23 protein-coding genes are annotated in these 22,291 nt (G+C 44.0%); 15 read left to right on the forward strand and 8 right to left on the reverse strand.

Annotation, left to right across the window (positions count from 1 at the left end):
* The first annotated feature begins 38 nt into the window (after window positions 1-38).
* The 9 genes from HF888_RS03950 to HF888_RS03995 all read left to right on the forward strand — a co-directional run bounded on the left by HF888_RS03950 (window position 39) and on the right by HF888_RS03995 (window position 10,397).
* Window positions 39-707: a MotA/TolQ/ExbB proton channel family protein gene (locus HF888_RS03950; RefSeq protein ID WP_007018935.1), complete on the forward strand. Its 669-nt coding sequence runs from the start codon at window positions 39-41 to the stop codon at window positions 705-707.
* Between the two features lie 22 nt (window positions 708-729).
* Window positions 730-1,224, forward strand: coding sequence for an ExbD/TolR family protein (locus tag HF888_RS03955; protein WP_007018934.1), 495 nt, complete (start codon window positions 730-732; stop codon window positions 1,222-1,224).
* Between the two features lie 11 nt (window positions 1,225-1,235).
* Window positions 1,236-1,754: an ExbD/TolR family protein gene (locus HF888_RS03960; protein WP_007018933.1), complete on the forward strand. Its 519-nt coding sequence runs from the start codon at window positions 1,236-1,238 to the stop codon at window positions 1,752-1,754.
* Window positions 1,751-2,677, forward strand: a complete 927-nt coding sequence (locus HF888_RS03965) for an AgmX/PglI C-terminal domain-containing protein (RefSeq protein ID WP_007018932.1) — start codon at window positions 1,751-1,753, stop codon at window positions 2,675-2,677. The genes HF888_RS03960 and HF888_RS03965 overlap by 4 nt, the downstream gene beginning before the upstream one ends.
* Window positions 2,678-2,911: 234 nt before the next feature.
* Window positions 2,912-7,291, forward strand: a complete 4,380-nt coding sequence (locus HF888_RS16595) for a TolB family protein (protein ID WP_244957548.1) — start codon at window positions 2,912-2,914, stop codon at window positions 7,289-7,291.
* A 182-nt stretch (window positions 7,292-7,473) separates the two neighbouring features.
* Window positions 7,474-8,226 (forward strand): endonuclease/exonuclease/phosphatase family protein, encoded by a 753-nt coding sequence (locus tag HF888_RS03980; RefSeq protein ID WP_007016708.1) that lies wholly within the window; start codon window positions 7,474-7,476, stop codon window positions 8,224-8,226.
* An 87-nt stretch (window positions 8,227-8,313) separates the two neighbouring features.
* Complete coding sequence (locus tag HF888_RS03985; RefSeq protein ID WP_007016709.1) at window positions 8,314-8,559, forward strand: DUF6868 family protein; 246 nt, start codon at window positions 8,314-8,316, stop codon at window positions 8,557-8,559.
* A gap of 12 nt (window positions 8,560-8,571) precedes the next feature.
* Complete coding sequence (locus HF888_RS03990; RefSeq protein WP_007016710.1) at window positions 8,572-9,477, forward strand: Nmad3 family putative nucleotide modification protein; 906 nt, start codon at window positions 8,572-8,574, stop codon at window positions 9,475-9,477.
* Between the two features lie 2 nt (window positions 9,478-9,479).
* Window positions 9,480-10,397: a histone deacetylase family protein gene (locus tag HF888_RS03995; RefSeq protein ID WP_007016711.1), complete on the forward strand. Its 918-nt coding sequence runs from the start codon at window positions 9,480-9,482 to the stop codon at window positions 10,395-10,397.
* A gap of 211 nt (window positions 10,398-10,608) precedes the next feature.
* Here the strand turns inward: HF888_RS03995 and HF888_RS04000 are convergent, their stop codons facing one another.
* From HF888_RS04000 to HF888_RS04010, 3 genes are read right to left on the reverse strand one after another with little or no spacing between them, the layout of a single operon-like run.
* Window positions 10,609-10,803 carry a CPXCG motif-containing cysteine-rich protein gene (locus HF888_RS04000; RefSeq protein ID WP_007016712.1) on the reverse strand — a complete coding sequence of 65 codons (195 nt, stop codon included), beginning with the start codon at window positions 10,801-10,803 and terminating at the stop codon, window positions 10,609-10,611.
* Between the two features lie 31 nt (window positions 10,804-10,834).
* Window positions 10,835-11,347, reverse strand: coding sequence for an MOSC domain-containing protein (locus tag HF888_RS04005; protein WP_007016713.1), 513 nt, complete (start codon window positions 11,345-11,347; stop codon window positions 10,835-10,837).
* The gene (locus HF888_RS04010) at window positions 11,344-11,985 is read right to left on the reverse strand and encodes a hypothetical protein (RefSeq protein ID WP_007016714.1); all 642 of its coding nucleotides are present in this window, start codon (window positions 11,983-11,985) and stop codon (window positions 11,344-11,346) included. The genes HF888_RS04005 and HF888_RS04010 overlap by 4 nt, the downstream gene beginning before the upstream one ends.
* A 91-nt stretch (window positions 11,986-12,076) precedes the next feature.
* On the opposite strand from HF888_RS04010, the gene HF888_RS04015 reads away from it, so the two are divergent.
* The 3 genes from HF888_RS04015 to HF888_RS04025 all read left to right on the forward strand — a co-directional run bounded on the left by HF888_RS04015 (window position 12,077) and on the right by HF888_RS04025 (window position 15,722).
* A complete protein-coding gene (locus HF888_RS04015) occupies window positions 12,077-13,243 on the forward strand; it encodes a PQQ-dependent sugar dehydrogenase (protein ID WP_007016715.1) in 1,167 nt (388 codons plus the stop codon).
* Between the two features lie 78 nt (window positions 13,244-13,321).
* A complete protein-coding gene (locus HF888_RS04020) occupies window positions 13,322-14,845 on the forward strand; it encodes a DNA recombination protein RmuC (RefSeq protein WP_007016716.1) in 1,524 nt (507 codons plus the stop codon).
* 40 nt (window positions 14,846-14,885) lie between these two features.
* Window positions 14,886-15,722 (forward strand): WYL domain-containing protein, encoded by an 837-nt coding sequence (locus HF888_RS04025; RefSeq protein ID WP_007016717.1) that lies wholly within the window; start codon window positions 14,886-14,888, stop codon window positions 15,720-15,722.
* A 127-nt stretch (window positions 15,723-15,849) separates the two neighbouring features.
* On the opposite strand, the gene moaE is transcribed toward HF888_RS04025, so the two are convergent.
* Genes moaE through moaB form a run of 4 tightly spaced genes read right to left on the reverse strand, consistent with a single transcriptional unit; the run spans window position 15,850 to window position 17,599 of the window.
* A complete protein-coding gene (moaE, locus tag HF888_RS04030) occupies window positions 15,850-16,299 on the reverse strand; it encodes a molybdopterin synthase catalytic subunit MoaE (protein ID WP_007016718.1) in 450 nt (149 codons plus the stop codon).
* Between the two features lies 1 nt (window position 16,300).
* Window positions 16,301-16,558: a molybdopterin converting factor subunit 1 gene (gene moaD, locus HF888_RS04035; protein WP_007016719.1), complete on the reverse strand. Its 258-nt coding sequence runs from the start codon at window positions 16,556-16,558 to the stop codon at window positions 16,301-16,303.
* Between the two features lie 9 nt (window positions 16,559-16,567).
* Complete coding sequence (gene moaC, locus HF888_RS04040) at window positions 16,568-17,050, reverse strand: cyclic pyranopterin monophosphate synthase MoaC (protein ID WP_007016720.1); 483 nt, start codon at window positions 17,048-17,050, stop codon at window positions 16,568-16,570.
* A gap of 3 nt (window positions 17,051-17,053) precedes the next feature.
* Complete coding sequence (gene moaB, locus HF888_RS04045) at window positions 17,054-17,599, reverse strand: molybdenum cofactor biosynthesis protein B (RefSeq protein WP_007016721.1); 546 nt, start codon at window positions 17,597-17,599, stop codon at window positions 17,054-17,056.
* 233 nt (window positions 17,600-17,832) lie between these two features.
* On the opposite strand from moaB, the gene HF888_RS04050 reads away from it, so the two are divergent.
* The 3 genes from HF888_RS04050 (at window position 17,833) to HF888_RS04060 (ending at window position 21,626) form a co-directional block, all read left to right on the forward strand.
* Entirely contained in the window at window positions 17,833-18,780 is a 948-nt protein-coding gene (locus tag HF888_RS04050; RefSeq protein ID WP_007016722.1) for an esterase/lipase family protein, read from the forward strand.
* 84 nt (window positions 18,781-18,864) lie between these two features.
* Window positions 18,865-19,905 (forward strand): lipase secretion chaperone, encoded by a 1,041-nt coding sequence (locus HF888_RS04055; RefSeq protein ID WP_007016723.1) that lies wholly within the window; start codon window positions 18,865-18,867, stop codon window positions 19,903-19,905.
* A gap of 20 nt (window positions 19,906-19,925) precedes the next feature.
* Window positions 19,926-21,626 (forward strand): sensor histidine kinase, encoded by a 1,701-nt coding sequence (locus HF888_RS04060; protein ID WP_007016724.1) that lies wholly within the window; start codon window positions 19,926-19,928, stop codon window positions 21,624-21,626.
* 13 nt (window positions 21,627-21,639) lie between these two features.
* Here the strand turns inward: HF888_RS04060 and HF888_RS04065 are convergent, their stop codons facing one another.
* A complete protein-coding gene (locus HF888_RS04065; protein ID WP_007016725.1) occupies window positions 21,640-22,236 on the reverse strand; it encodes a response regulator transcription factor in 597 nt (198 codons plus the stop codon).
* Window positions 22,237-22,291 lie beyond the last annotated feature (55 nt).

The raw sequence follows: 22,291 nt of genomic DNA on the forward strand, positions 1-22,291 counted from the left end.
CATATATGTTTGCTGAATTGAGGAAATGAGGAAACACCATGGGCATTTTTAGCGCAATCGCACAATTTTTTCAGGATGGGGGATTCTTTATATACCCTATCGCAGTTGTGTTGCTGATCGGCATCGCAATCACGGTTGAACGCTGGCGTTTTTTGAATCGCGAGAAAGCGCGTAACTTAAAAGCGTTTGACGATTTTCTACCGCTATTGCGCACTGACGACCACGATAAAATGACGCTATTTACACGCGATAACGACGCGCCTGTGAGTCGTATGATTGGCTGTGGACTGGACATGATGCGTGTCACTAAGCAACGTGCCGATGTTGAACAAGCCATGAGTGAAGGCATGATGGAGGCTGTGCCTCAGCTGGAGCAGCGTACTGGATATCTATCGGTTTTGGCGAACGTAGCAACCTTATTAGGTCTACTGGGTACGATTATCGGTCTAATTGCAGCATTTACCGCAGTTGCTAATGCTGATCCAGCGGAAAAATCCAAACTGCTTTCTATGTCTATCTCGGTAGCGATGAATACCACAGCATTCGGTCTTATTGCTGCAATTCCATTATTGGTTTTTCATGCGATTTTGACGAACAAAACCAATGCTATTATTGCTAGCATCGAAATGGCCGGTGTGAAATTTTTAAATGTCATGACATTAAACCGTGCCATTGAAGCAGGCATGCCAAAAGATAAATCGGCCTAAGTTATTTAATAGGTAAAGTACTATGGGCTTCAAAGTAAAGCGCCAAAAAACAGATGATGCTGATATTGATGTAACAAGCTTCATGAACTTGATGATTGTTCTTGTGCCTGTATTGCTCATGAGTATGACGTTTACCAAGGTAACCGTTATGGAAATTAACCTACCTGAATTATCGGGTGGAGCCTCGGCAGCAGATTTAGATCAGTCACAACTAGAAGTGATGGTGACTAAAGACAAGCTAGATGTTTACTTCCCCGCAGGCAGTCTGGTGAAGTCCATTGAGCCTTTGGAAAATGGTCAGCATGACTTTGCTACTTTGTCGCAAGTCTTACGTAGCATTAAAGATAAAGTATCGGATAAAAAAGATGCTGTGATCCTCTCCTCAAAGGATCTCGAGTATCAAACGTTAATCAGTACCATGGATACGGTGAAATCGTATCAAACCGTGGTTGCAGCAAGCTTAGCCGAAGTGGAATTATTTCCTCAAATTTCGCTTGGCGATGCGAGCAAAAAATAGGCGATCTTAATATGGCATTAAGTGGAACTGTTTTAGATCGACGAGAAACCCAAAAGAAAGCTGCTGGGCTAAATCTAGTATCTCTCATGGATATTTTTACGATATTGGTTTTCTTCTTGTTGATGAACAGTGGCGATAGCCAAGAAATTGAAAAGGTAGAGTTTATAAAACTGCCTGACTCACAAGCTCAAGGTTCATTTCAGAACGAATTGCTTTTAAAAGTGGGTGGTGACTCAATCATGGTCGAAGATGACGTGATTGTTAGTTTGGACAAGGTGCGTGCGGCTAAAGGTAAGGCCGTGCCTGAAATTGCTGAGTTCTTGAAATCTCATAGCGCAGAGCAAGGCGAACTGACGGAATTTGAAGAGAAGAATGGGCGTCCCGTAACGATTATGGGTGACCAAGCAATACCATATGAGATTTTAAAAGCGGTCATGGCTAGTTGCTCTCAAGAAAATTACCGGGATATCGCATTAGCGGTGAACCAAGTAATCGGTTCACCGATGACTGTGCAGGGAGGTCAGCCATGAGTGTTGCTATGAATGCAGCGCCTGCTGGGCATTCTAGTCATGACCACTTAGCATTGGACTTGGTGCTGCCTTGGCACGAAAACCAAGAGCAGAACGAGCGCTTTAAGCGTATTGCTAAAAAGGTTTCTATCCCGGTTTTAGTGTTTATGCTGTTGATGCCTTTATTACCGGATTTAACCGGTAAAGAAGAGGTGGAAGAAAAAGTGGTTGCTCAAGTGATTTTGGATCCTCCAAAGCAAGAACCCCAGCCACAGCCCGTTGAGCCGCCCCCTGAGCAGAAAACTCAGAATATCAATAAGCAGGCTAAGCCCAAAGAGGGTGCGAAAACAGGCAAGCCGGACATGAACTCCTTGGCGCAGCAGTTAAGTGCATTAAGTGGTTCGGTTAACTTGAGTAAAATGCAAAAGCGGAACATTACAAGCACGAGTGAAGGGCAAGTACAAAAAAGTAGTCGCTCACTTCTTGGCAAAGACAGTGTGACTGCGACCAGTGGTGGTATAAAGGCCAGTGACGTGACGGTGAACGCCAAAGGTGCAAGTTTGGCCGATCACAGGTCAACGGATATCGAAAGCCCCATTGCCAATATCGAGCTGCCAAGTAAAGCGGAATACCACTATGATCCGTCAAAAAATAAAAAACGTGACATGCAAAGTATCCGACGTACTTTGGAGCGATATAAGGGCGCTGTGTACTCCCTTTACACGAAAGCATTGCGCCAAAATCCAGAGCTAAATGGTCGCTTTATTTTTGAATTTGTCATTTTGCCAAACGGTAAAATCGATGGTTTGAAGCTAAAAAGTAGTGAGCTTAACTCCCCTGTTCTTGAGCAAAAAATGCTCAAAAAAATTGGTGAAATTAACTTTGGTGCCGAGGACGTGAATCCTACCGCCGTTCAATATACCTTCACATTTTTACCATCCTAGATAGGCGATTATTTGAGCAAATATCTTGTGGTTGTAGGCGCGTTAATCGCTCGCAACCCAAGATAGTTCCTAGTCTGACGACGGCTAATTCACAGCTTCAATTTGAACTCAGTCACGTTCTGTAACATTTTCTTGCTTGTTCGAAATACTCCGAAACATTTCTGTGAAGTCATACCGATTATTAAGACCGGGTGATGCCACAATATGTGTAGGCAAGATTAGGAGTTTTCACTCATGCGTGAGTTGAGTTTGATGAAATCAGTTAAAGTATTATTTTTATCCAGTGCATTGGTATTGGCCGGTTGTGGTGAAGAATTGCAGGTCAATGATGATGCGCAAGAAGCCGCAATCAATACTGGCACCCCATTCGCATTTGTTGCTCGCGATTTAACCAGCGAGCAAGATGTATCAAAATTACGTGAACAACGGAAAGAGCCCGCTGCATACTTGCCTGGCAGCCGCTTAGTTGTTCGCTCTGCTATCAGCTCGGATGCATCAGACACAGAAATCTTGTCCACTGTTTTCAATGGTGCCTATGACGTAAAAGATTTGAGCGTTTCCAGCGATGGTCGCTATTTGTTATTCACGGCCCATGGTGGCTCTGATGTGCATACTTGGAACTTATTCGAATACGACTTCGAAGAAAAAACCGTTAAGCGTATTTTCGAAGAAGATGACGTTGCTAATGCAGGCCATGACGTAAGCCCAACCTATACCAATGACGATAAGATTGTTTTCTCGTCTAATCGCGGCACGGGTAGTGAATTTGTTTTATATACAGTGAGTCGTGATGGTGAAGATCTGAAAGCTTTACTTGAAACTGAGTCAGCACGTTCTGCGCCTATTGGCCATCAAGTTGAAGCGCGTAATTTGAAAGACGGTACGTTGATCTTTAAAGGCCAAAGCGCTACTCAGCAAAATGTTCACAGCATCCAACCCAATGGTGAACAGCTCAAATCGCTCTACCAAGATGTTAATAATCTTACAGATACTGACTTGCAGAAAGTCGAGATTACTCACCTGATGCAAGGTAATGATGGCCGTTTAATGGCTATCCTGAAAAATAAAGAAAACCCACTATTGGGCGGTACCCTAGTTCAATTGTTGGGCACTAAGGCGGGAGATAACTCGAGCCCAGCTGGCCGTACTGTTAGTAATTCGGTTTATGGCAAGGTTCACTTTAAAGCCGTTGGCAGTGATGAGTTATTTACCGACAACGTGACCGCAAAACAAGGTTATGTTTCTGCTTTCTGGCCATACCGCGATGGCACTAATCGCGCCTTAGTAAGCTGGAGTAGCTGTATGCAGCAGAGATCTGGTCGATATGTTCCTTGTAGTGATGGTGAAAATCCGGAGGGTGTTGAACCGCGCTATGGTATTTGGGTGCTCGATGCCAATAACAATACCCGTATGCCTGTTTTACAAGGTAAAGCGAACCGTATTTATACAGAGGTTGCTCTAGCGTATCCAAACATGGGTGAAAACCTAAAGTTTGACGACGAACTGCCAGAGGTTCCAGATACAATAGACCCAACTGACCCAACTGACCCAACTGACCCTACTGATCCTACTGATCCGACGGACCCTACAGATCCAACTGATCCTACTGATCCTACAGATCCGACTGATCCTACAGATCCTACTGATCCGACTGATCCAACAGATCCAACGGACCCTACAGATCCGACTGATCCTACTGATCCTACAGATCCGACTGATCCTACAGATCCTACAGATCCGACTGATCCGACTGATCCGACTGATCCGACTGATCCAACGGACCCTACTGATCCAACAGATCCTACAGATCCTACAGATCCAACAGATCCAACAGATCCAACGGACCCAACAGATCCAACAGATCCAACAGATCCAATGGACCCTACAGATCCTACAGATCCAGAAAACAATGCGCCTATTGCTAATGCCGGTGAAGATGTGTTGAACCAGCCTGTCGGTGCCACTGTGATGCTTGATGGTAGTGCCAGTTCGGATGCAGATGGTGACGAGTTAACTTACAGCTGGAGAGTCATTAGCTCACCTGTAGAAGGCAGTGAAAATCTATTAGCAGACGTAAATTCGGTACAGCCTACTCTGACATTATTAGAGCGTGGCGTTTACGTAATCGAGCTCGTGGTTAATGACGGCAAAGTGAATAGTGCTGCAGATACCGTCATGGTCGAAGCCACAGTTGAAGATCAAGTGTGTGTGCCTGGTAAGCAACTATCTATTTGGTCTGCCGTTGCAAGCCAAGACGATCCAAATCAGTTAGTTAAAGATGCGTTCCTAGGCAATATTACCTCGTTCCAAGGGGCAAAAACGCCAGATGCAAGCTATGACTACTACAGCCATTCTGCGCATCCAACGTTTATAGCGGATGAGTTCAATGATGCATTGCCTCAACCAAAAGACAGTTCAGCACATATTTTCTTCTACGAGTCTAAGGCTGTTCATGCGGCAACCTCTTACAGTAACAACGATGCTGTAAAACCACGCGGTGAAATTAATGAAGGCGATTTGTTCCTTTACTTCTTCTTCAATAAAGACGCTAGTGGTCAGAGCAATAACAAGGTTTTCTTCGAAGTGCTAACTCAAGGCAATGAAAGCGCTGATGGGGTCTCTTATGATCAAGTGATTCTTTCCGATGATGGTCACGAACTGATTTCGTTCTCCACAACAGCGGGTAAGCAATACCAAGGTGACTTCCAATATTGGAGCAATACCGATGGTGGTGTTGTTGGCCCATTCCGCGGAGAAGAGTTTACCGTTGCCGTGCGCGCTACCTCTAATAGTCCTGTTGGCGAAAACTTAACCGGTGCCAGCTTCTTCTCTCGTGAAGGTACTGAATACAACTTCTTTAAAGATCCAAACATCACGTCTTTCATCGTGACGTATAAGGAAGAGCAGTTCTGTAATGACGAGCCAGTAGATCCAACTGATCCAACTGATCCAACTGATCCAACTGATCCAACTGATCCGACTGATCCAACTGATCCGACTGATCCGACTGATCCGACTGATCCGACTGATCCAACGGACCCTACAGATCCAACGGACCCTACAGATCCAAATGATCCAGTGGGTCAGCCAGATGGCCAGTGCTATGGTAAAGGTTACTGGAAAAACCATAACCGCTATGCCGCGCAAGAGCACAAGCAGACTCCATGGCCTGTACACGAAGATACTCAAATTTGTTCTACAAGTTGGTATCAAATGGTGAATCAACCAGCCCATGGCGATGCTTGGAATATTCTAGGTAGCCACTATGTGACTGCGCGCTTAAACGAAGCCAACATTGGCTCGGTTCCACAAGACATTGCCGATGCATTGAATCAAGCACAAACGTTAATGGCGCAGTGTAGTGTGAGCGAGGCAGATCGAAGCTTTGCGCTTTCCTTAAAAGATCAGCTAGAGCAATTCACAGAAGAGGATAACTGTGGCGTATCGACTGATCCTGTAGAGCCTGAACAACCTACTGCATCCGTTGTGCATATTCGTAGCGTTTATGACGATCAGGGTATCGACGTTAGCAAATATGGCATCAATGATATGGCCGACCCAACTGCATTTGCCATGCACGACCGTCAAGAGCGTTTTGTACGTGTTTGGGTTCATCCAGACTTTGAAGCTAAAGCACTAAAAGGTTATGCACCGATTCAACCAGATGGTTCAGTGGTATTTGAATTGCCAGCATTTACTCGCTTCAGCTATGAAGTGACGAACCAATACGGCAAAGCATTGGATTCTGCTGTTATGCTCGGTGCAAACGATGCCTATACGCATTTCAATGAAAGCGACGTTATGACATCGGGTGATGTCGCTACCGTGACGTGTGTAGATTGCGATAGCAATGTGAACATTGGCGCTCTAAATGATAACTATGTATGGCCAAATACGCGCGCTGAAATCACCGCTAGCGATGTAGGCGACACTATGGCTCTTGCTCTGTATAAAGCACAGCCAGAGCAAGCGGCATTAAATACTCGTATTCAATATCAAGATTGGTGGACACCGCTTGCACTGCAAGGAAGTCCAGCAGTTGATCTTGGTTACGATGGCATTAGTACGGAAAAACCCGTCAGCATTGCTTGTGAGCAAGAACTGGATGCAACCTGTGTAGCAAAAGCCAACTACGAAACCCACATCAAACCATTGTGGAATAAATCTGGTCGTGATGAAGCGGGCAATGCCTGTGCTGATTGTCACGATAATCGCGGTTTTACCAAGCTGGATCTATCGGACGTTACTGCAAGCTCACAAGATGCACTATTTGGTAAACAAGCTACTTACATGTACTTAGCAAATCGCTTCAGCGAAGTATCCGATCAGCATTGTCGTCGAGTGGTACAGCCACCATTTACCATCCAACCAGAAAACGATTGCTTTAGCTGTTACGAGCAATCTTATATGAGTGAGTTAGGTGCAATCGCCAGCGCAAACTTCTTCGACTTGTTCGATGAAGATAGCAGCGATGATCACTGGGTATTTAAACCACTCACACTCGATAGCGATGCAGAACAGCGTCAGCAAGAAGTGAAAGACTTACACCAAGGTATGTTGACCGCTTCTGAAATGAAAATGATCGCAGAGTGGTTGGATCGCGGCGCTCAGTAAGCCAAGATCAATAAAAGCATTCTCCCCGCGAAAAGCGTCATTGGAAACAATGGCGCTTTTTTTGTGCCTATCAGGGTTAACAAGTCAAACACCTATGGGTAGTATGGATTTCAGTGGTAGCGTCGAATTACAGAAAGCGTCTACTACCATCACATTTACCTTGTAAATAGATCTATAGTGTCATGAGAGTTGTTAGTTGGAATTGTAACGGTGCTTTAAGGCAAAAAATTTCTGCCGTAGAAAGTTTGGAAGCAGATATTTTAGTTATTCAGGAATGTGAAGATCCAGCATTGTCCACGCCTTTATATAGACAATGGGCTGGTTCTTACTTGTGGGATGGAGAGTCTAAAAATCGAGGTATTGGCGTGTTTTCTCGAAATGGTCATAAGATTGAAAGAATAGATTGGAATAGCAGCTTTTCTGTGCCTGGCTTGAAAAGTAGTAGTAAAACTCTATTTTGGGAAACTAAAGACTTGAGACTATTTTTACCATTCATTGTTGATAATAAATATTTGTTTTTAGCTGTTTGGACCAAAGGGCGAAGTGAAGAGGTTTTTAGCTATATAGGACAGTTCTGGAAATATTTGCAGATACACCGGACAGATTTAATGCAAGAAAACACCATAATTCTTGGTGATCTAAATAGTAATGTGCGATGGGATAAGCCAGATCGTTGGTGGAATCATTCGGATGTTATATCTGAACTAGATGATATGGGGTTTACCAGTCAATATCATCGTTGTTTCGTGGAAGGTCAGGGGCTGGAGACTATCCCTACATTCTTTATGCATCGAAATCGCGAAAAGCCATATCATATTGACTATATTTTCACATCATCAGACATTACAGATAAATGCTCCCTAAATATTGGTAGCTATGAGGACTGGATATCGAAAAGTGATCATGTTCCTCTAACTTTAGATTGTGAGTTCTGATCATTCGAGTATTTCCTCTGAGGAATATAGAGTGCTCTACATATTTAAGGTTCTTTTTAAAAAAAATACGTTCATGAGGTGCTTCCAGTGAATATAGAACAATTAACTGAATTTTTTGGTTGGTGTTTAGTGATCAACATCGCGGTAATGATGCTTTCAGCTATCGCCATTATTATCTTTAAAGAGCCGATCTCCGCGATCCATAGTCGATTAACAGGCGTGGAAAAATCGAACCTTCCTTCTCTCTACTTTCAATATTTGGGCAACTACAAAATTGCTATTTTTGTATTGAGTTTAGTGCCGTATTTGGCTCTTAAAATAATGGTGCAATAATACGGATCCGCAATGCGTATCATCCTAAGTCGAAAAGGATTTGATTCCTCCGCCGGGGGCTGCCCCAACCCCATTTTGCCAGACGGTCGCTTGCTTCCGCTACCCATTCCCGATGATGAATCTATTGTTAAATATCAGGACTTGGTATTTGATGATTTAAATCTAGGGCAACTGGTAAAACACTTAACGAAAGACAAAGTTAAACCGAATCAGGGTGCCCATTTAGATCCGGATATGTTCCCTGCCATGCTCGATCGCGGAAGTGAGGGCGATTCAATGTGGCAAGCAAACTTAGGCCAAAGCGCCAGTGCGCAAGGACATTTGCAAAAGCAGGGTGTAAGAGAAGGGGATATCTTTTTATATTTCGCGGTGTTCCAGCCTGTAGAATATGTTCGCCGTCGCTGGCAGTTTGTTAAAGGAACAAAGCCGCTTCATATGATGTGGGGGTATATGCAAATTGGCGAGGTTTTAAAGTGGGACGCCATTCGTGAAAATGAACAGCATCAGTGGCTGGCTTATCATCCACATTGGCAATACCAAACAGATGCATTGAATACACTGTATTTATCCCGTCAGGATTTAGATTTAAACCCTTTTGTGAAAGTTCAGCCGTCCTTCATTCCTGGAGCAGGTATTTTCACACACGCCTCTCCTGAATTGACTTTAAGTGCTGGACAGAATTTGACGGATTGGCAGGTGCCTAGTTGGATGTACCCATTTTCTGATGATAGCGCCGACTCAGAAAAAGTCGTTCGACCGCCATTAAGTTATCATACGAAACCGTGGCGCTGGCACTTAGAGGGTGATAACTGCTATTTAAAAGCCGCTGCGCGCGGGCAAGAGTTTGTATTGCATGATGCTTATGCTGACAATGCTTTGCCTTGGCTATACAAACTCATTCAACAACATGCTGCGTGATTATGCTAAAACTAATCTATCATCCCAATTACTCCTGCGACTTTCCAGAAAACCACCGCTTCGTGATGAGCAAGTTTGTGCGTTTGTATGAAGTGGCAACACGGGAAGGTTGGGTATTAGCGGACGGCAGTAATGTTTTGCAACCGCAGGCAGCCAGCTTAGAAGACTTAAGTATTGTGCATGATGCTACTTATTTAAATGGTCTAGTAGGTAATGATATTGACCCTAAAGCATGGCGTCGCATTGGTTTGCCTTGGAGCCAAGGGCTGGTCGACCGAACATTAACCGCACCTAATGGAACCTTGTTGGCTGCGCGGACAGCTTTGCAAGAAGGCTTAGCGTGTCACCTTGCTGGCGGCACGCATCATGCTCATCGGGATTTTGGTTCTGGCTTTTGCATGATCAATGATTTGGCCTATGCCGCCAAAACCCTAGTCGCCAACAATGAAGTACAGCGTATTTTAATTTTTGATTGTGATGTACACCAAGGGGATGGTACGGCCGCTATTCTCGAGAACGATGCTGATATTTTTACTTGCTCTATTCATTGTGAGAAAAACTTTCCGTTTCGAAAATCTCAGAGTGATTTAGATGTGGGACTGGATCTTTATCTGCAAGACAAAGAATACATTGATGTGGTGATGAGTACCTTGCAGGACTTACTCGAAACCGTAAAACCGGATTTGGTTTTGTACGATGCAGGTGTGGATGTGTGGCAGCATGATGATCTTGGAAAGCTCGATATTACATGGCAGGGCATTCACGATCGTGATGAGCACGTTATTAAAACATGCTTGCTAAAACACATTCCAATTATGACGGTTATTGGTGGTGGTTATGATAAAGATCATCAGCGTTTGGCCGAGCGCCATAGTATTGTGGTGGATGTGGCGCATCAGTTGGCAGGGCAGTTTCTCTAGGCTTTGTTTATATTCAGTGCATTTGGCGGATAGTAATGCTTTATGTCTGTGGCGAGGCTGCAATATAGTCCGTCAAAAAGATGGATCTTTTTGTCGAGCCTACATGGATGTATTCACGGCGAGACTATATTGCAGCCTCGCCTCAGGCATTGCTTAAAGCACTCCTAATACGTTGATACTCGTTTTACTCAAGGCATTTATATTGAAGAAATCAAGCATCATTCTCAGCACGAACTTCCGCACTGGCATGTCCGTTTTCATCAACATAAGTAAAGACTTCAATGGGTCGACAGCATACTTGGCAATCCTCTATGTATTGCTGATCCCCTTGGCTTGGATCGAGCAAAATCTCGATGATTTCACCGCAATAGGGGCATTGAATACTTTGACCGTCTAATAAGCTCATGCTGCTATCCCTCTAATGACTGGATGAAAAATTAAAATAACGATTCCTGTGGCGATAGTAATTCCACCTTGTCTCCTACCTTGATGGTGCCGCTTTCAATCACTTTCAAGCATAGACCACCATGTCCCATCATGGCGGCGATAGCACCTTTACCCAATGCCTGCTCCATTCGACTACAGGGATGGCATAGCGCGCCCGCCTCGAACACTGCGCTACCGATTTTAAATTGCTGATAGCGTAGAGCATTGAGGTTAATTCCTTTGACCACGAGATTGCGTCTGAGTTGTTCTGGGTAGACAGTTTTATCCCCAAGAAAGTGGCCAATTTGCTCAATGAATTCTGCGCTAATGAGGGTCACTTGTCGGCCGGAGCCCGGTGTTTTGTCCATGCGATGGTCACCGACCAATCCCAAGTCTTTTACCGCTTCGGTGCTTTCCAATACCTCCATTGACATACGTCGGCCAGGACGCACGCCGATCCAAGTCAGTTCACCAGGAGGCAGGCTTTTGATATAGCGGCTGAATAAGGCTTTCTGACTATTCATACGGTATCTTCTTTCTCATATTCATCATTCGATAACATGAGGGTTGGGTTTTGTAAGGGCAAGAACCAGTTCTGCGTTGCCTGACCATGGCCGCCATTGAGATGTTGTGTTTGTTCATAAGAGCTTTGTAAAGATTTGGCTAGCGCGGTGGCACCCAGTTTACGATAAAAAGGCAGGCTTTCTATAAAGAAGGGCAATTGATTGCTAATGTCCTGCTCACTATTTTTATCCGCCACAAACTGCCGCTGAAACTCATTCAATGCTTGCTGTATACGTTGATCTTCTAATGCATTGGCGTCTGGCTCGAGTGTCCAGGTCATGTCACTGTTTAAATTACAGCGAGCGAAAAAGATGCGGCTATGATTGTTGTCATTTATGCCGTCTTTTTTCAGGCCCCAATCCTGTGGCTCAATCAGGCTGAGTTTCCAGCGTGAGCCATGAAGGTATAAGTAGTAGCTTTGATTTTGCTTCGGCTGGAAGCTGAATTCAGCGTTTAATACTAATACCGAAGTGAAATAATCCGCCCACCAGGCTTTGGCTGTTTTGGCAATGACATGGCTTGGCTGCATTTGCCCAATGTGAGTGAGCACGCTAACCAAGCCTTTACCTTGTGGATTGGGGTTTTGTGATTGAGCCATAATTTAAAGCTAGGTTATCTCGTTCAGGCTGTTTTTTTGATCGCTAAGTGATAGCTTAGTACGCACAGTTTAGCGGATAGGATGACCCCAGATGAATATTCAACGTGTTGTTTGCTGGTTAATCGTTGTGGTGCTTTGCCCGTTTGCACAGGCAGTCGATAGCCGTATTGAGGTGATGGCTGGCCTGACGTTATCTGAGTTTGCTGATGTTCCCAATGCAAGACAAATGGCGCAGACTCAATCGGGTGATATTGTGGTGGGTTCGCGCAAGCTGGGCAAGGTCCATGGTATCAGCGAGCAGGGTGAGGTCTTTGTTCTGGCGGATGAATTGTTCATGCCCAGTGCTGTAGCCATCGATTCGCAAAATCGCCTTTATATCGCGGCGGTAAACAGCATCTATCGTGTGGATAATCTAGATCGTATCTTCGAACAACGTAAACCTGTATCTCGTTTAAATGTTCTGGCGGATGGGCTTCCAGATGCCAGTCATCACGGTTGGAAGGCGATTACCCTTAGCCCAGATGAAAGCACGCTTGTGGTGCCAGTGGGGGCTCCTTGCAACATTTGCTTGGTCCATCCAGAATCCGGCCAACAACCCTTTGGAACGATTCTAGCGATCAATAAAAGTAAGTTGGATCAAGGACAACTGGCCTATGATTTGATGGCCACAGGTGTACGCAACAGTGTAGGCATGGATTTTCACCCTAAAACCGGCGATTTATGGTTTAGCGATAATGGCCGGGATTGGATGGGAGATGATATGCCACCTTGTGAAATTAACCGTATACCTCAGTCCGCTTTAACCAAGGGTAATCATTACGGCTATCCGTTTATTCATGGTCATCCGCAAAAGGGTGGTGCTTTAGAGCCGCAAGACGACATCCGAGCCCGCATGCCCGATAAGCAGTTCATTAATCCGCTGGTGGAAATACAAGCCCATAGTGCGCCCCTTGGTATCCATTGGTATCGAGGCTCAGGAGAGCAAGCAATGGATGCCTTGAAAGGTGCTTTATTAGTGGCCGAGCATGGCAGCTGGAATCGCTCAAGTCCTGTGGGCTATCGCGTTAGTGCCTACTGGTTTGATCGAAATCATGAGGTAACGGAGCACAAGGTGTTGGTGGATTTCTTGACCGACAATGACGATAAACTGGGGCGCCCAGTGGACTTCTTGGAGCTGGCCAACGGTGATGTATTGATCAGTGATGATGCTGGCAATAAGATTTGGCGTTTAAGCGCTGCGACCGCGGACAAACAGTGATTTTTGAGCCCAATCTGGGTAAGCTAGAGCACATTCATATCGTCATATATTTGTTACGAATTTGCTTGAGGTTTATCCATGTTGGCACCGGATTTAGTCATATCGTTAATTGTTATAAGCACTGTGTTTGCTGGTGGCGTTTGGACCCTGCAGCGCCAAGCCCGCAACCAAATTTCTGATTTAAAGCAGCAGTTGGATGAAAGCCAACTTCAAGTGCAGCAGCATCAGCAGGCTTTGCACCAGGCACAGACGCAAATTCAAGTAGATGAAAACACCAAGCAGTCTTTGCAGCAGCAAGTAAAAGACCTACATAATACCCATCAGCAAAATGTTGCTCAGATCGAAAGTCTGCGCAATGAGTTATCCCAAGCGCAAGGTCAGCTCAAGCACAATGAAGCGGTACTGACGCAAAGTGCCAAGGATGCGCAAAAGCTCATTGAAAAAGAGCATCGTATTGAAAGCCTAAATCAAGAAATCAGTGAATTGAAAACAGCACTGAAGCAAGAGCAAGTAGAGCGAGAAAAAGAACAAGAAAGCTTACATGAGAAATTAGCCTTGCTTGAACAAAATAAAAAGCAGTTATCCCAAGAGTTTGAAAACCTATCCAATAAAATCTTTGATGAGAAATACAAGCAGTTTAATCAAACCAGTAAAGAAGGTTTATCAAGTTTATTGAATCCGTTTAAGGATCAACTGGAAGGTCTGCGCAAGAAAGTCGATGATGTGTACGTCGCAGAAAGTAAAGACCGCGCATCGCTTAAAGCACAAATTGGAGAGCTGCATAAGCTCAATCGCCAGATTACAGAAGAAGCATCTGCGTTAACCCGTGCTCTGAAAGGTGAAAAGAAAACTCAAGGTAATTGGGGCGAACTGGTATTGGAAACCGTATTGGAGAAATCCGGTTTGCGTGCAGGTGAAGAATACGTACGTGAAAAAAGCATTAATACGGAAGGGGATCGCTACCGCCCTGATGTGATCATCAACCTGCCTGAAAACAAACATATCATCGTCGACGCCAAAGTATCATTGGTTGCTTACACAGATTATGTGAATGCAGAAACCGATGATGAACGTCAGCAGCATTTGAAAACCCATGTGCAGGCGGTGAAAGCCCATATCAAAGCATTGTCAGAAAAACCCTATGATCAATTGCCTGGTGTGAATAGCCCAGACTTTGTCTTTCTATTCATGCCAGTCGAACCTGCCTTTATGGTGGCGTTTCAATATGATGATTCCTTGTTTAACGAAGCCTTTGAAAAACGAATTGTTGTCGTAACGCCTACCACGCTATTGGCAAGTTTACGCACGGTTTCAAATCTATGGTCCATCGAGCGACAAAATAAACACGCTAAGCAGTTAGCCGAACAAGCAGGCAAGGTGCACGACAAGCTGGTGGGTTTTGTGGAAAGCATGGAAAAAGTAGGGGCGCAATTAACCACTGTTCAAAAGACTTATGACACCGCTTGGAATCAATTAAAAGAAGGCCGTGGTAACCTATTGAGTCAGGCTCATAAATTTAAAGACTTAGGTGTGCGCTCGAAAAAAGAGTTACCCAAGCATGTGATGGAAACAGCGGAGCTTGAGTTTAGTGAAGACGACTGAGCAAGCTAAAAACAAGGGATTAAGCGTGAGGGCATAGAGCGTGGAAGGTTACTTGACGCAAAAGGAAAATAGCAGTGCAACTGAACATAAACGCTTTGCGTTCTTAGAGCTCATGCTGATCTGGGAAGGTTGCGTGAGTGCCAAGCAAATCCAATCCCAGTTTGAAATCAGTGATCGCTTAGCTGAAATAATCATTAAAAAATATAAAGAACTTTATCCAGACAATATTGCATACAGTGGTGAAAAGCGCGCCTATATTCCTACCCCGCAAATGGTTGCTCAATTTAGTGATGGCACGTTGCAAGATTATGTGCAAATCATCGCTGACCATGCCATGGTATCTGAGCTACCGTTACCGAAGCGACGTATCGATCCTGCATTTGTTCGCCCAATTCTGCTGGCTATCCGCGAACAAAAGCGTTTGAAGATTGATTATGCATCAGTGAGCAATCCCAATTTTAGTCAACGCATTATTCAGCCACACCATTTGGTTTTTGATGGTATTCGTTGGCATGTGCGGGCTTATTGTGAAAAAAACCAAGGCTTTCGAGATTTTGTTTTAAGCCGTATCGATCCTGCATTTGGTGGTGAGTTATTGGACGGTGCAGACCACTACGATATTGAAGATGAAGACTGGAATGCTTTTGTGGATGTTGAGATTCAACCTGATGCGCGGTTAGAAGAGAATCGAAAACATTTGATTGCGCTTGATTATGAAATGACAGAACAGAACGGCGAATATCGTAAAACCGTTCATGTGCGTAAAGCCATGTTGATGTATTTTTTACGTCGAATGGGACTAGATCAGTATCACCAAAAGCCGGAAGTACAGCAAATTACGTTGACGGCCCATTGCCAAGCTCAGTTAAAGCTTTAGGGCACCTCTAATAAGTTACTTTAAGCTCTGGCCTTGATCGTGTTTCAAGATCAAGGCGTGTCTAACGGGTTAAATCAAAATACCACCCTTCAGTCGCTGCTATGCTCGCGACACGCTACATTAAAGATCACCACTTCTTAAGCGCGTCTTTGTCTTTTTGATTCGCTTTTACCCAGCGATCACCCTCTTGTGTGGTTTCTTTTTTCCAAAATGGCGCTTCGTGCTTCAAGTAATCCATGATGAAGCGACATGCATCAAATGCGGCTTCACGATGGGGGCTGCTGGCGGAGACAAATACAATTTGATCGCTGATATGCAACTGACCAATGCGATGAATAAGACTAACGCGATTAATTGGCCAGCGCTGTTTGGCTTGCTCTACGATGTTCTCTAAAGACTTTTCCGTCATGCCGGGGTAGTGTTCAAGAAATAAGCCCGTTACGTTTTTCCCTTGGTTAAAGTCTCGAACCAAGCCAGTGAAGAATACAATGGCGCCATCGTTAGGGTTATCCTGACGCATGGCTTGGTATTCTTGAGCAATATCAAAGTCTGCTTCTTGAACGGCAATCTTATTCATACTAGCCACCTGTTACCGGCGGAAAAAAGGCCACTTCTTGAGTATTGGCAATCGGCTGGTTTTGAATGTCTTGTGGGCTTAACATGACTTGATCCACGGCACACATTAGGTCGTCTCGCTCAAGAAAAGCTTGCCACTGTGGATTTTCCTTCACCAAATGCTGTAGCAGTTGTTTTGCGGTGGTCTGCTCAGAGATATGGACATCCACTGAGTCGATCCCTAGTTGTTCTTTCAGTTGTGCAAAAAAAAGAATTTTCATAATCACTGTCTAACTGTTTTCACTAGCTTGATAGTGGCCGCTTTTACCACCATGTTTTTCGAGTACACGTACGCCGCTAATAGTCATGGCTTTATCGACCGCTTTGCACATATCAAATAAGGTCAATGCGGCAACACTGGCAGCGGTAAGGGCTTCCATTTCAACGCCTGTTTGACCAGCGAGTTTGCATAAGCTTTCGATACGAACTCGATTATTATCAGCCTGTACTTCGAAATCTACTTGCACTTTGCTCAGCATAAGCGGATGGCACAATGGAATAAGTTGGCTAGTCTGTTTCGCAGCTTGAATACCTGCAATACGTGCAACTGAAAAAACATCGCCTTTATGATGCTTTCCATCTAGGATTAATTGCAGTGTCTGAGGTTGCATTTCAATATAGGCTTCAGCACGAGCAATACGGGTTGTGGTGGACTTTTCACTCACGTCCACCATATTGGCCTCACCGTTTTGATTTAAGTGTGTAAAGCTCATGCATTATCCCCGTGAGCGACAGTTTTCAATTTCGGTTTTTTTAAGCTGAGCAACAAAGTTACACGGACCTTGGCGGCTATCCAGTTGGGCACTAATAATATCATCCCATGCTGTGCGGCAAGCATTGGTAGAGCCTGGCATACAAAAAATAATCACACCGTTGGCCAAGCCTGCGACCGCTCGACTTTGAATGGTGCTGGTGCCTATTTGCTCAAAGCTTATTTGGCGAAATAGTTCGCCAAAGCCTTCTACGGTTTTATCAAATAGCGGGGTGACCGCTTCTGGGGTGCTATCGCGACCAGTAAAGCCGGTACCACCTGTCACCAAAATACCTTGAATACCATCATCGGCTACCCATTGACTGATCACCGCTCGGATTTTGTATATATCGTCTATGACGATTTTTTTATCGCTTAGCTTGTGGCCCGCCTCTTTTAACTTTTCTACTAATAATTGTCCGCTCGTGTCATTTTCTTCGGTGCGGGTATCAGAAACGGTTAAAACTGCGAGGTTAAGTGCTGAAAAAACGTCACTTTTTTGTTTGGACATGGTGCGTACCTTTAAGAAAAACGCTATAGGCAGATATTGCCTCATGTGGTCATGATTTAGCAAATGCTTGGCGTGAATTGACACCACCATTTGGGCGATGGTGACAATATTGAGCTCGTTTATAGTGGCCCGAGGCTATCGTGACTAGCCTAAAGGTGGCCGTCCAAAGCTTTGCATTAAGCTAGGAGACCCGGTCCCAATCCAATAATAAAAATAAAAACTGGAGGCCCATTATGCGTGCTTTATTAGCCGTAATATGTGTGTTGACCCTGTCTGTTGCATCCTCAAACACCTTCGCATGGTGGGGATATACCAAAGCCAAGCATCCAATTTTGTTGGTTCATGGTGTATCTGGTTGGGACAGCTTGGGTAATATAGTGGACTATTTCTATGGTATTCCTTATGCCCTAACCAAAGACGGTGCCAAAGTGTGCATTGCATCAGTAAGCAGTTTTCACTCTAGCTTTGAGCGTGCAGCTGAATTGGCTCCGCAAGTGAAGCAGTGTGCTGAGCGTTTTGGTACAGGTAAAGTGAACATCATGGCCCACTCGCAAGGTTCTCCTACGGCGCGTATCCTTTTGAACTATGGCGATTACAGTAAGTACATTGCTTCGATCACATCAATCAACGGTGTGAATAAAGGTTCTAAAGTAGCTGATTTCATCCGTGGTGTACTGCCAGCAGATAGTGTAGCGGAGACTACAGTGGCTTCTGTTATTAATGCAGTGGGTGATTTCGTCGACGCAATTTCTTCCGATGGTCAGGATTTCCGTCAAGATTCCGTAGAAGCGTTGGAAACACTTACAACGCCGGGTACTGCTGAAGTAAATGCTTATACTCCATGGGGTGTAAATACCAGCAGTTACTGCGCGAAAAGTGGTGAAAACCATACGATTAAAGGCCGCAATATCAAGCTTTTCTCTTGGACAGGTGATGATCCAACTACCAACGTATTTGATGTATCAGATGCTTTCCTAGCGATCACAGATAAGGTCTTTGGTAGCGAAAAGAGTGATGGTCTTGTCGGTGTATGTGCGACTTATTTTGGTCAGGTAATAGGTGATGATTACCATTTAAACCATGTTGATGCTATCAATCATGTGTTTGGTACTCACGGCTGGACTGAACCAAAGTCTTTATATCGTAAACATGCGAACCGTCTGAAAGGTAAAGGTCTGTAGTCTTTTAACCTTTGTATGGAATGGCAGCCTAGACACTAGGCTGCCATCCTTCTCTCGGGACTAATGGTGCTGTAGGAAAGTAGTGTGAAAGTTGTTTACTTTATTTTAGTTTTATTCGTTATTTTTAGTGGCTTGTGGTTATTAAACCGGGACCCTATCGCGGTGGAAATATCGCCAAGAACACTTAACTTAAACCAAAATCCCATGAGATTTGCACCGGAACTTGCTCGGCAAGTGGCAGAGCAACCTCTGGATTTTTCTGAACTTGAAACACCTTTTGCTCCCGATGCAGAAGGTACGGAAGTGGATGGTCAGCTTCGTACTGATGAATTCGGCGAGCTTATCGTTGATATTCAATTAAAATCCTTTTTTGATTATTTTTTGAGCTCAGTTGGTCAAGTAACTCCAGAGCAAGCGATTCGTCGGATTCAGTTGTATATCGCCCGTGATTTAGATGAGCCTGCAGCGACAAAGGCTCGTGAGGTACTTGAAAACTATCTAGCGTTTAAAGAGGCGAGCTTAGATTTAATGGCGCAGCCTATTGATCAGAGCAAAGTCGAGGCTGATGTAAGCTATCGACACGCACAGTTGAAATATGCACTCACTCAATTGAAAGATCTGCGCAGGCAATATATGAGCGAAGCCGAGGCAACGGCTTTTTTCATGGATGAAGAAGCTTATGGTGATTACACCATTCGTAATCAGTCTATTGGCCTTAACGATGAATTGAGTGATTTAGAAAAGCAGCAGCAACGTCAATTAGCGCAAGCGCAACTGCCGGAGCATATGCGAGAGCATATTGTTGAACAAGAAAAGCAAGCACAACGATCACAGGCTTTAACTGAGCTGTTGGCTCAATCTCCTACTTTGGATGAGTTATCTAATTTCGCTTATACAAATTACAGTGCAGAAGAAGCCGAAAACCTTGTGAATCATTATAAACAAGAGTTTCAGTTCAAGCAGCGTTATGCGGCATATCGCCAAGCGATAGCTGCCTTAGAGTCCCAAGGCTTTACCCAGGCGCAATTGGAACGCGAAAAATCGAGTGTGGCAGATCAGTACTTTGATGAGAATCAGTTGTCCATGGTAAAAGCACTTGATCAAGGCCTTGCCCAATCAGAGTGAGTGGGGCAAACTGCCCCACCATGAATCAGCACAAGCCATTCGAAAATGACATTAAGCAGATACTCTCTCTTATTAATGAAAGAGGGTATCTTTTTGGCTTTCCCAAGCACATTGAAAGCGAATATAAAGCGTATTTAAAGAAGCGTATTCTTCAGCGGGTACCTGCTGTTGGCATATCCAGCATTATTTTCTTAATTATATTTGCCATTTTAGACGTCTATCTTTTACCAAGACATATCGAAGTACAGACCATCTCTGTTCGGTTATTTTTAGCAATACCACTGATCGTTCTTGCTTGCCTTTGGCTGTATTTCCGTCCGCCTAGATTTTATCTTTGGATTTATTCTAGTGTTTTCCTAATAGTCGGTTTGTCGGTTGTTTGGATCATCTGGTTCACACATATCAACAATAGCTGGCTACCTTATGAAGGCTTGATGATCATAATGACCTACGGTTTTGTGGTCATGGGGCTGCCGATTGTACTCGCCTCTTTGCTCAATGCGATTATGGTTTTAGCGTACGCATTTAGTGAGCCATTAATGCATTTTAGTATGCCTGTTTACCTTAATAATGTTACTTTTTTGGTGGCGATGTATTTTGCTGGCATTGTGAGCGCTTGGATACTTTCATATGCTCAACGGGGGCAATTTCTTCATCAGTATTTATTAACCCTTAATGAAAAGCAGGCAAAAGCAGAAATCGAGTCGCGAAATCGTTATTTAGCGGCTGCAAGCCATGACTTAAGACAGCCGATGCAGGCGATAAATATGCTGGTTGAGAGCCTCGACCATGATCTTGAAGATGTGCGTATTAAAAAGCTAAAAACAGCATCCAGTAATATGTCTAACATGTTTACTCAGCTGTTGGATATGTCCCGTATAAACTTGGATTTAATGGAAATTAATAGACAGGTTGTTCATGTTAAACCTTTAATTGAAAGTATTGTGAGCCCTTTAAAATTAAAAGCGGATAGTTTGGGGATTGCTTTTCATTGCAATGTTGCCGATGAGCAAGTGCATTCAGATCCTGCGGCTTTGCAGCGAATCTTTAGTAATCTTATTCAGAACGCTTTAAACCATAGTAATGCTAAGAACATAAATATCCTCTCCCAGAGTTGGCAAGATTCTACATTAATTATCATTGCCGATGATGGTAAGGGCATACCCGACGATGCCCATGAGCATATATTTGATGCATTCTCGCGCTTAGAAGGCCAGCAAGACGATGGGCTAGGATTAGGACTCGCAATTGTAAAAGAATTAAGTCACAAGCTCGGTCATGATGTAAAACTGGTAAATGATGATGGTGCCAAGTTCATTATTACTTTACCCAAAGCAACATCCACTAAATCTAAGGAATCTTCAGCCCAAATACTCATTGTTGACGATGACGGAGGCTTATTGTCGCAATATCAGCAATGGTTTATTCGATGGGGGTGGGATGTGTTAACGTCACATTCAATAGAAGAGGCGAAAGCCATTCTGCACACGAAACCTAATTGGGTCCTTTCAGATATGTATTTAGAAGACGGAACGGCTAATGATTTGTTTTCATATATACAAGACATGCATGATTACATGCCTAATGGGATTTTAGTTTCTGGTAGTCAGTCTAAGCAAGTACAGGAGACTGCCGATCGATTTGATTTAGTGAGACTTGCCAAGCCTGTAAGCCCTTCAAGACTGCGTAGTGCATTGATCTCTAAACAAGTCGATGAATAAACACTGTTTGTGTCTAAATCAAACTGTATTGCTGAGCGACGTTTACGCATTGAGTTCGTGTATTTACGTTCAGCAAAGCAAAGATAGTGCGCAGGTGAGTTTTTACTGTAGCTTCACTCATATTCAGTTCTCGGCAGATTGCTTTGTTGGGTAAACCTTGGGCCAATAACTGAAGGACCTCCCTTTGACGTGGGGTTAATTCAATATTCGGAATATTGCTCAAATCATATGGAAAGTAGGGTTCACCATCTAGCATTTTAGAAATGGCATGAGTGAGTACAGCGTTGTCCGATGATTTTTTTATGAAGCCTAATGCGCCCAAGCGTTTACAACGCGCTATATCAACGTCTTCTTCTGATGCTGAAAGAATGGCCACAGGAATAGGGCCATGAATGTGCTTAAGCTCTTTCCATACTTCAAGACCTGATGATTCCCCCAAAGATAAATCGATCAGTGTTAAGTCAATATCGGGATGCGCTAGCAAAATTTCGTGTGCTGTTTGGTAGTCCGTTGCCTTTAATACAAATGTCTCTTCCAGATGAGATTGCACGATCAGCTCAAGTCCATCTAAATAGACTTGATGGTCGTCAATAATCAGGATTTTATTCATAAGATGCTATTTGTTTTTTGGCCATATTGTACCTTTAAATCTTATGATTTTTTAG

Origin of the sequence: Bermanella marisrubri, assembly GCF_012295615.1 — a bacterium.
Taxonomy (GTDB): Bacteria; Pseudomonadota; Gammaproteobacteria; order Pseudomonadales; family Oceanobacteraceae; genus Bermanella; species Bermanella marisrubri.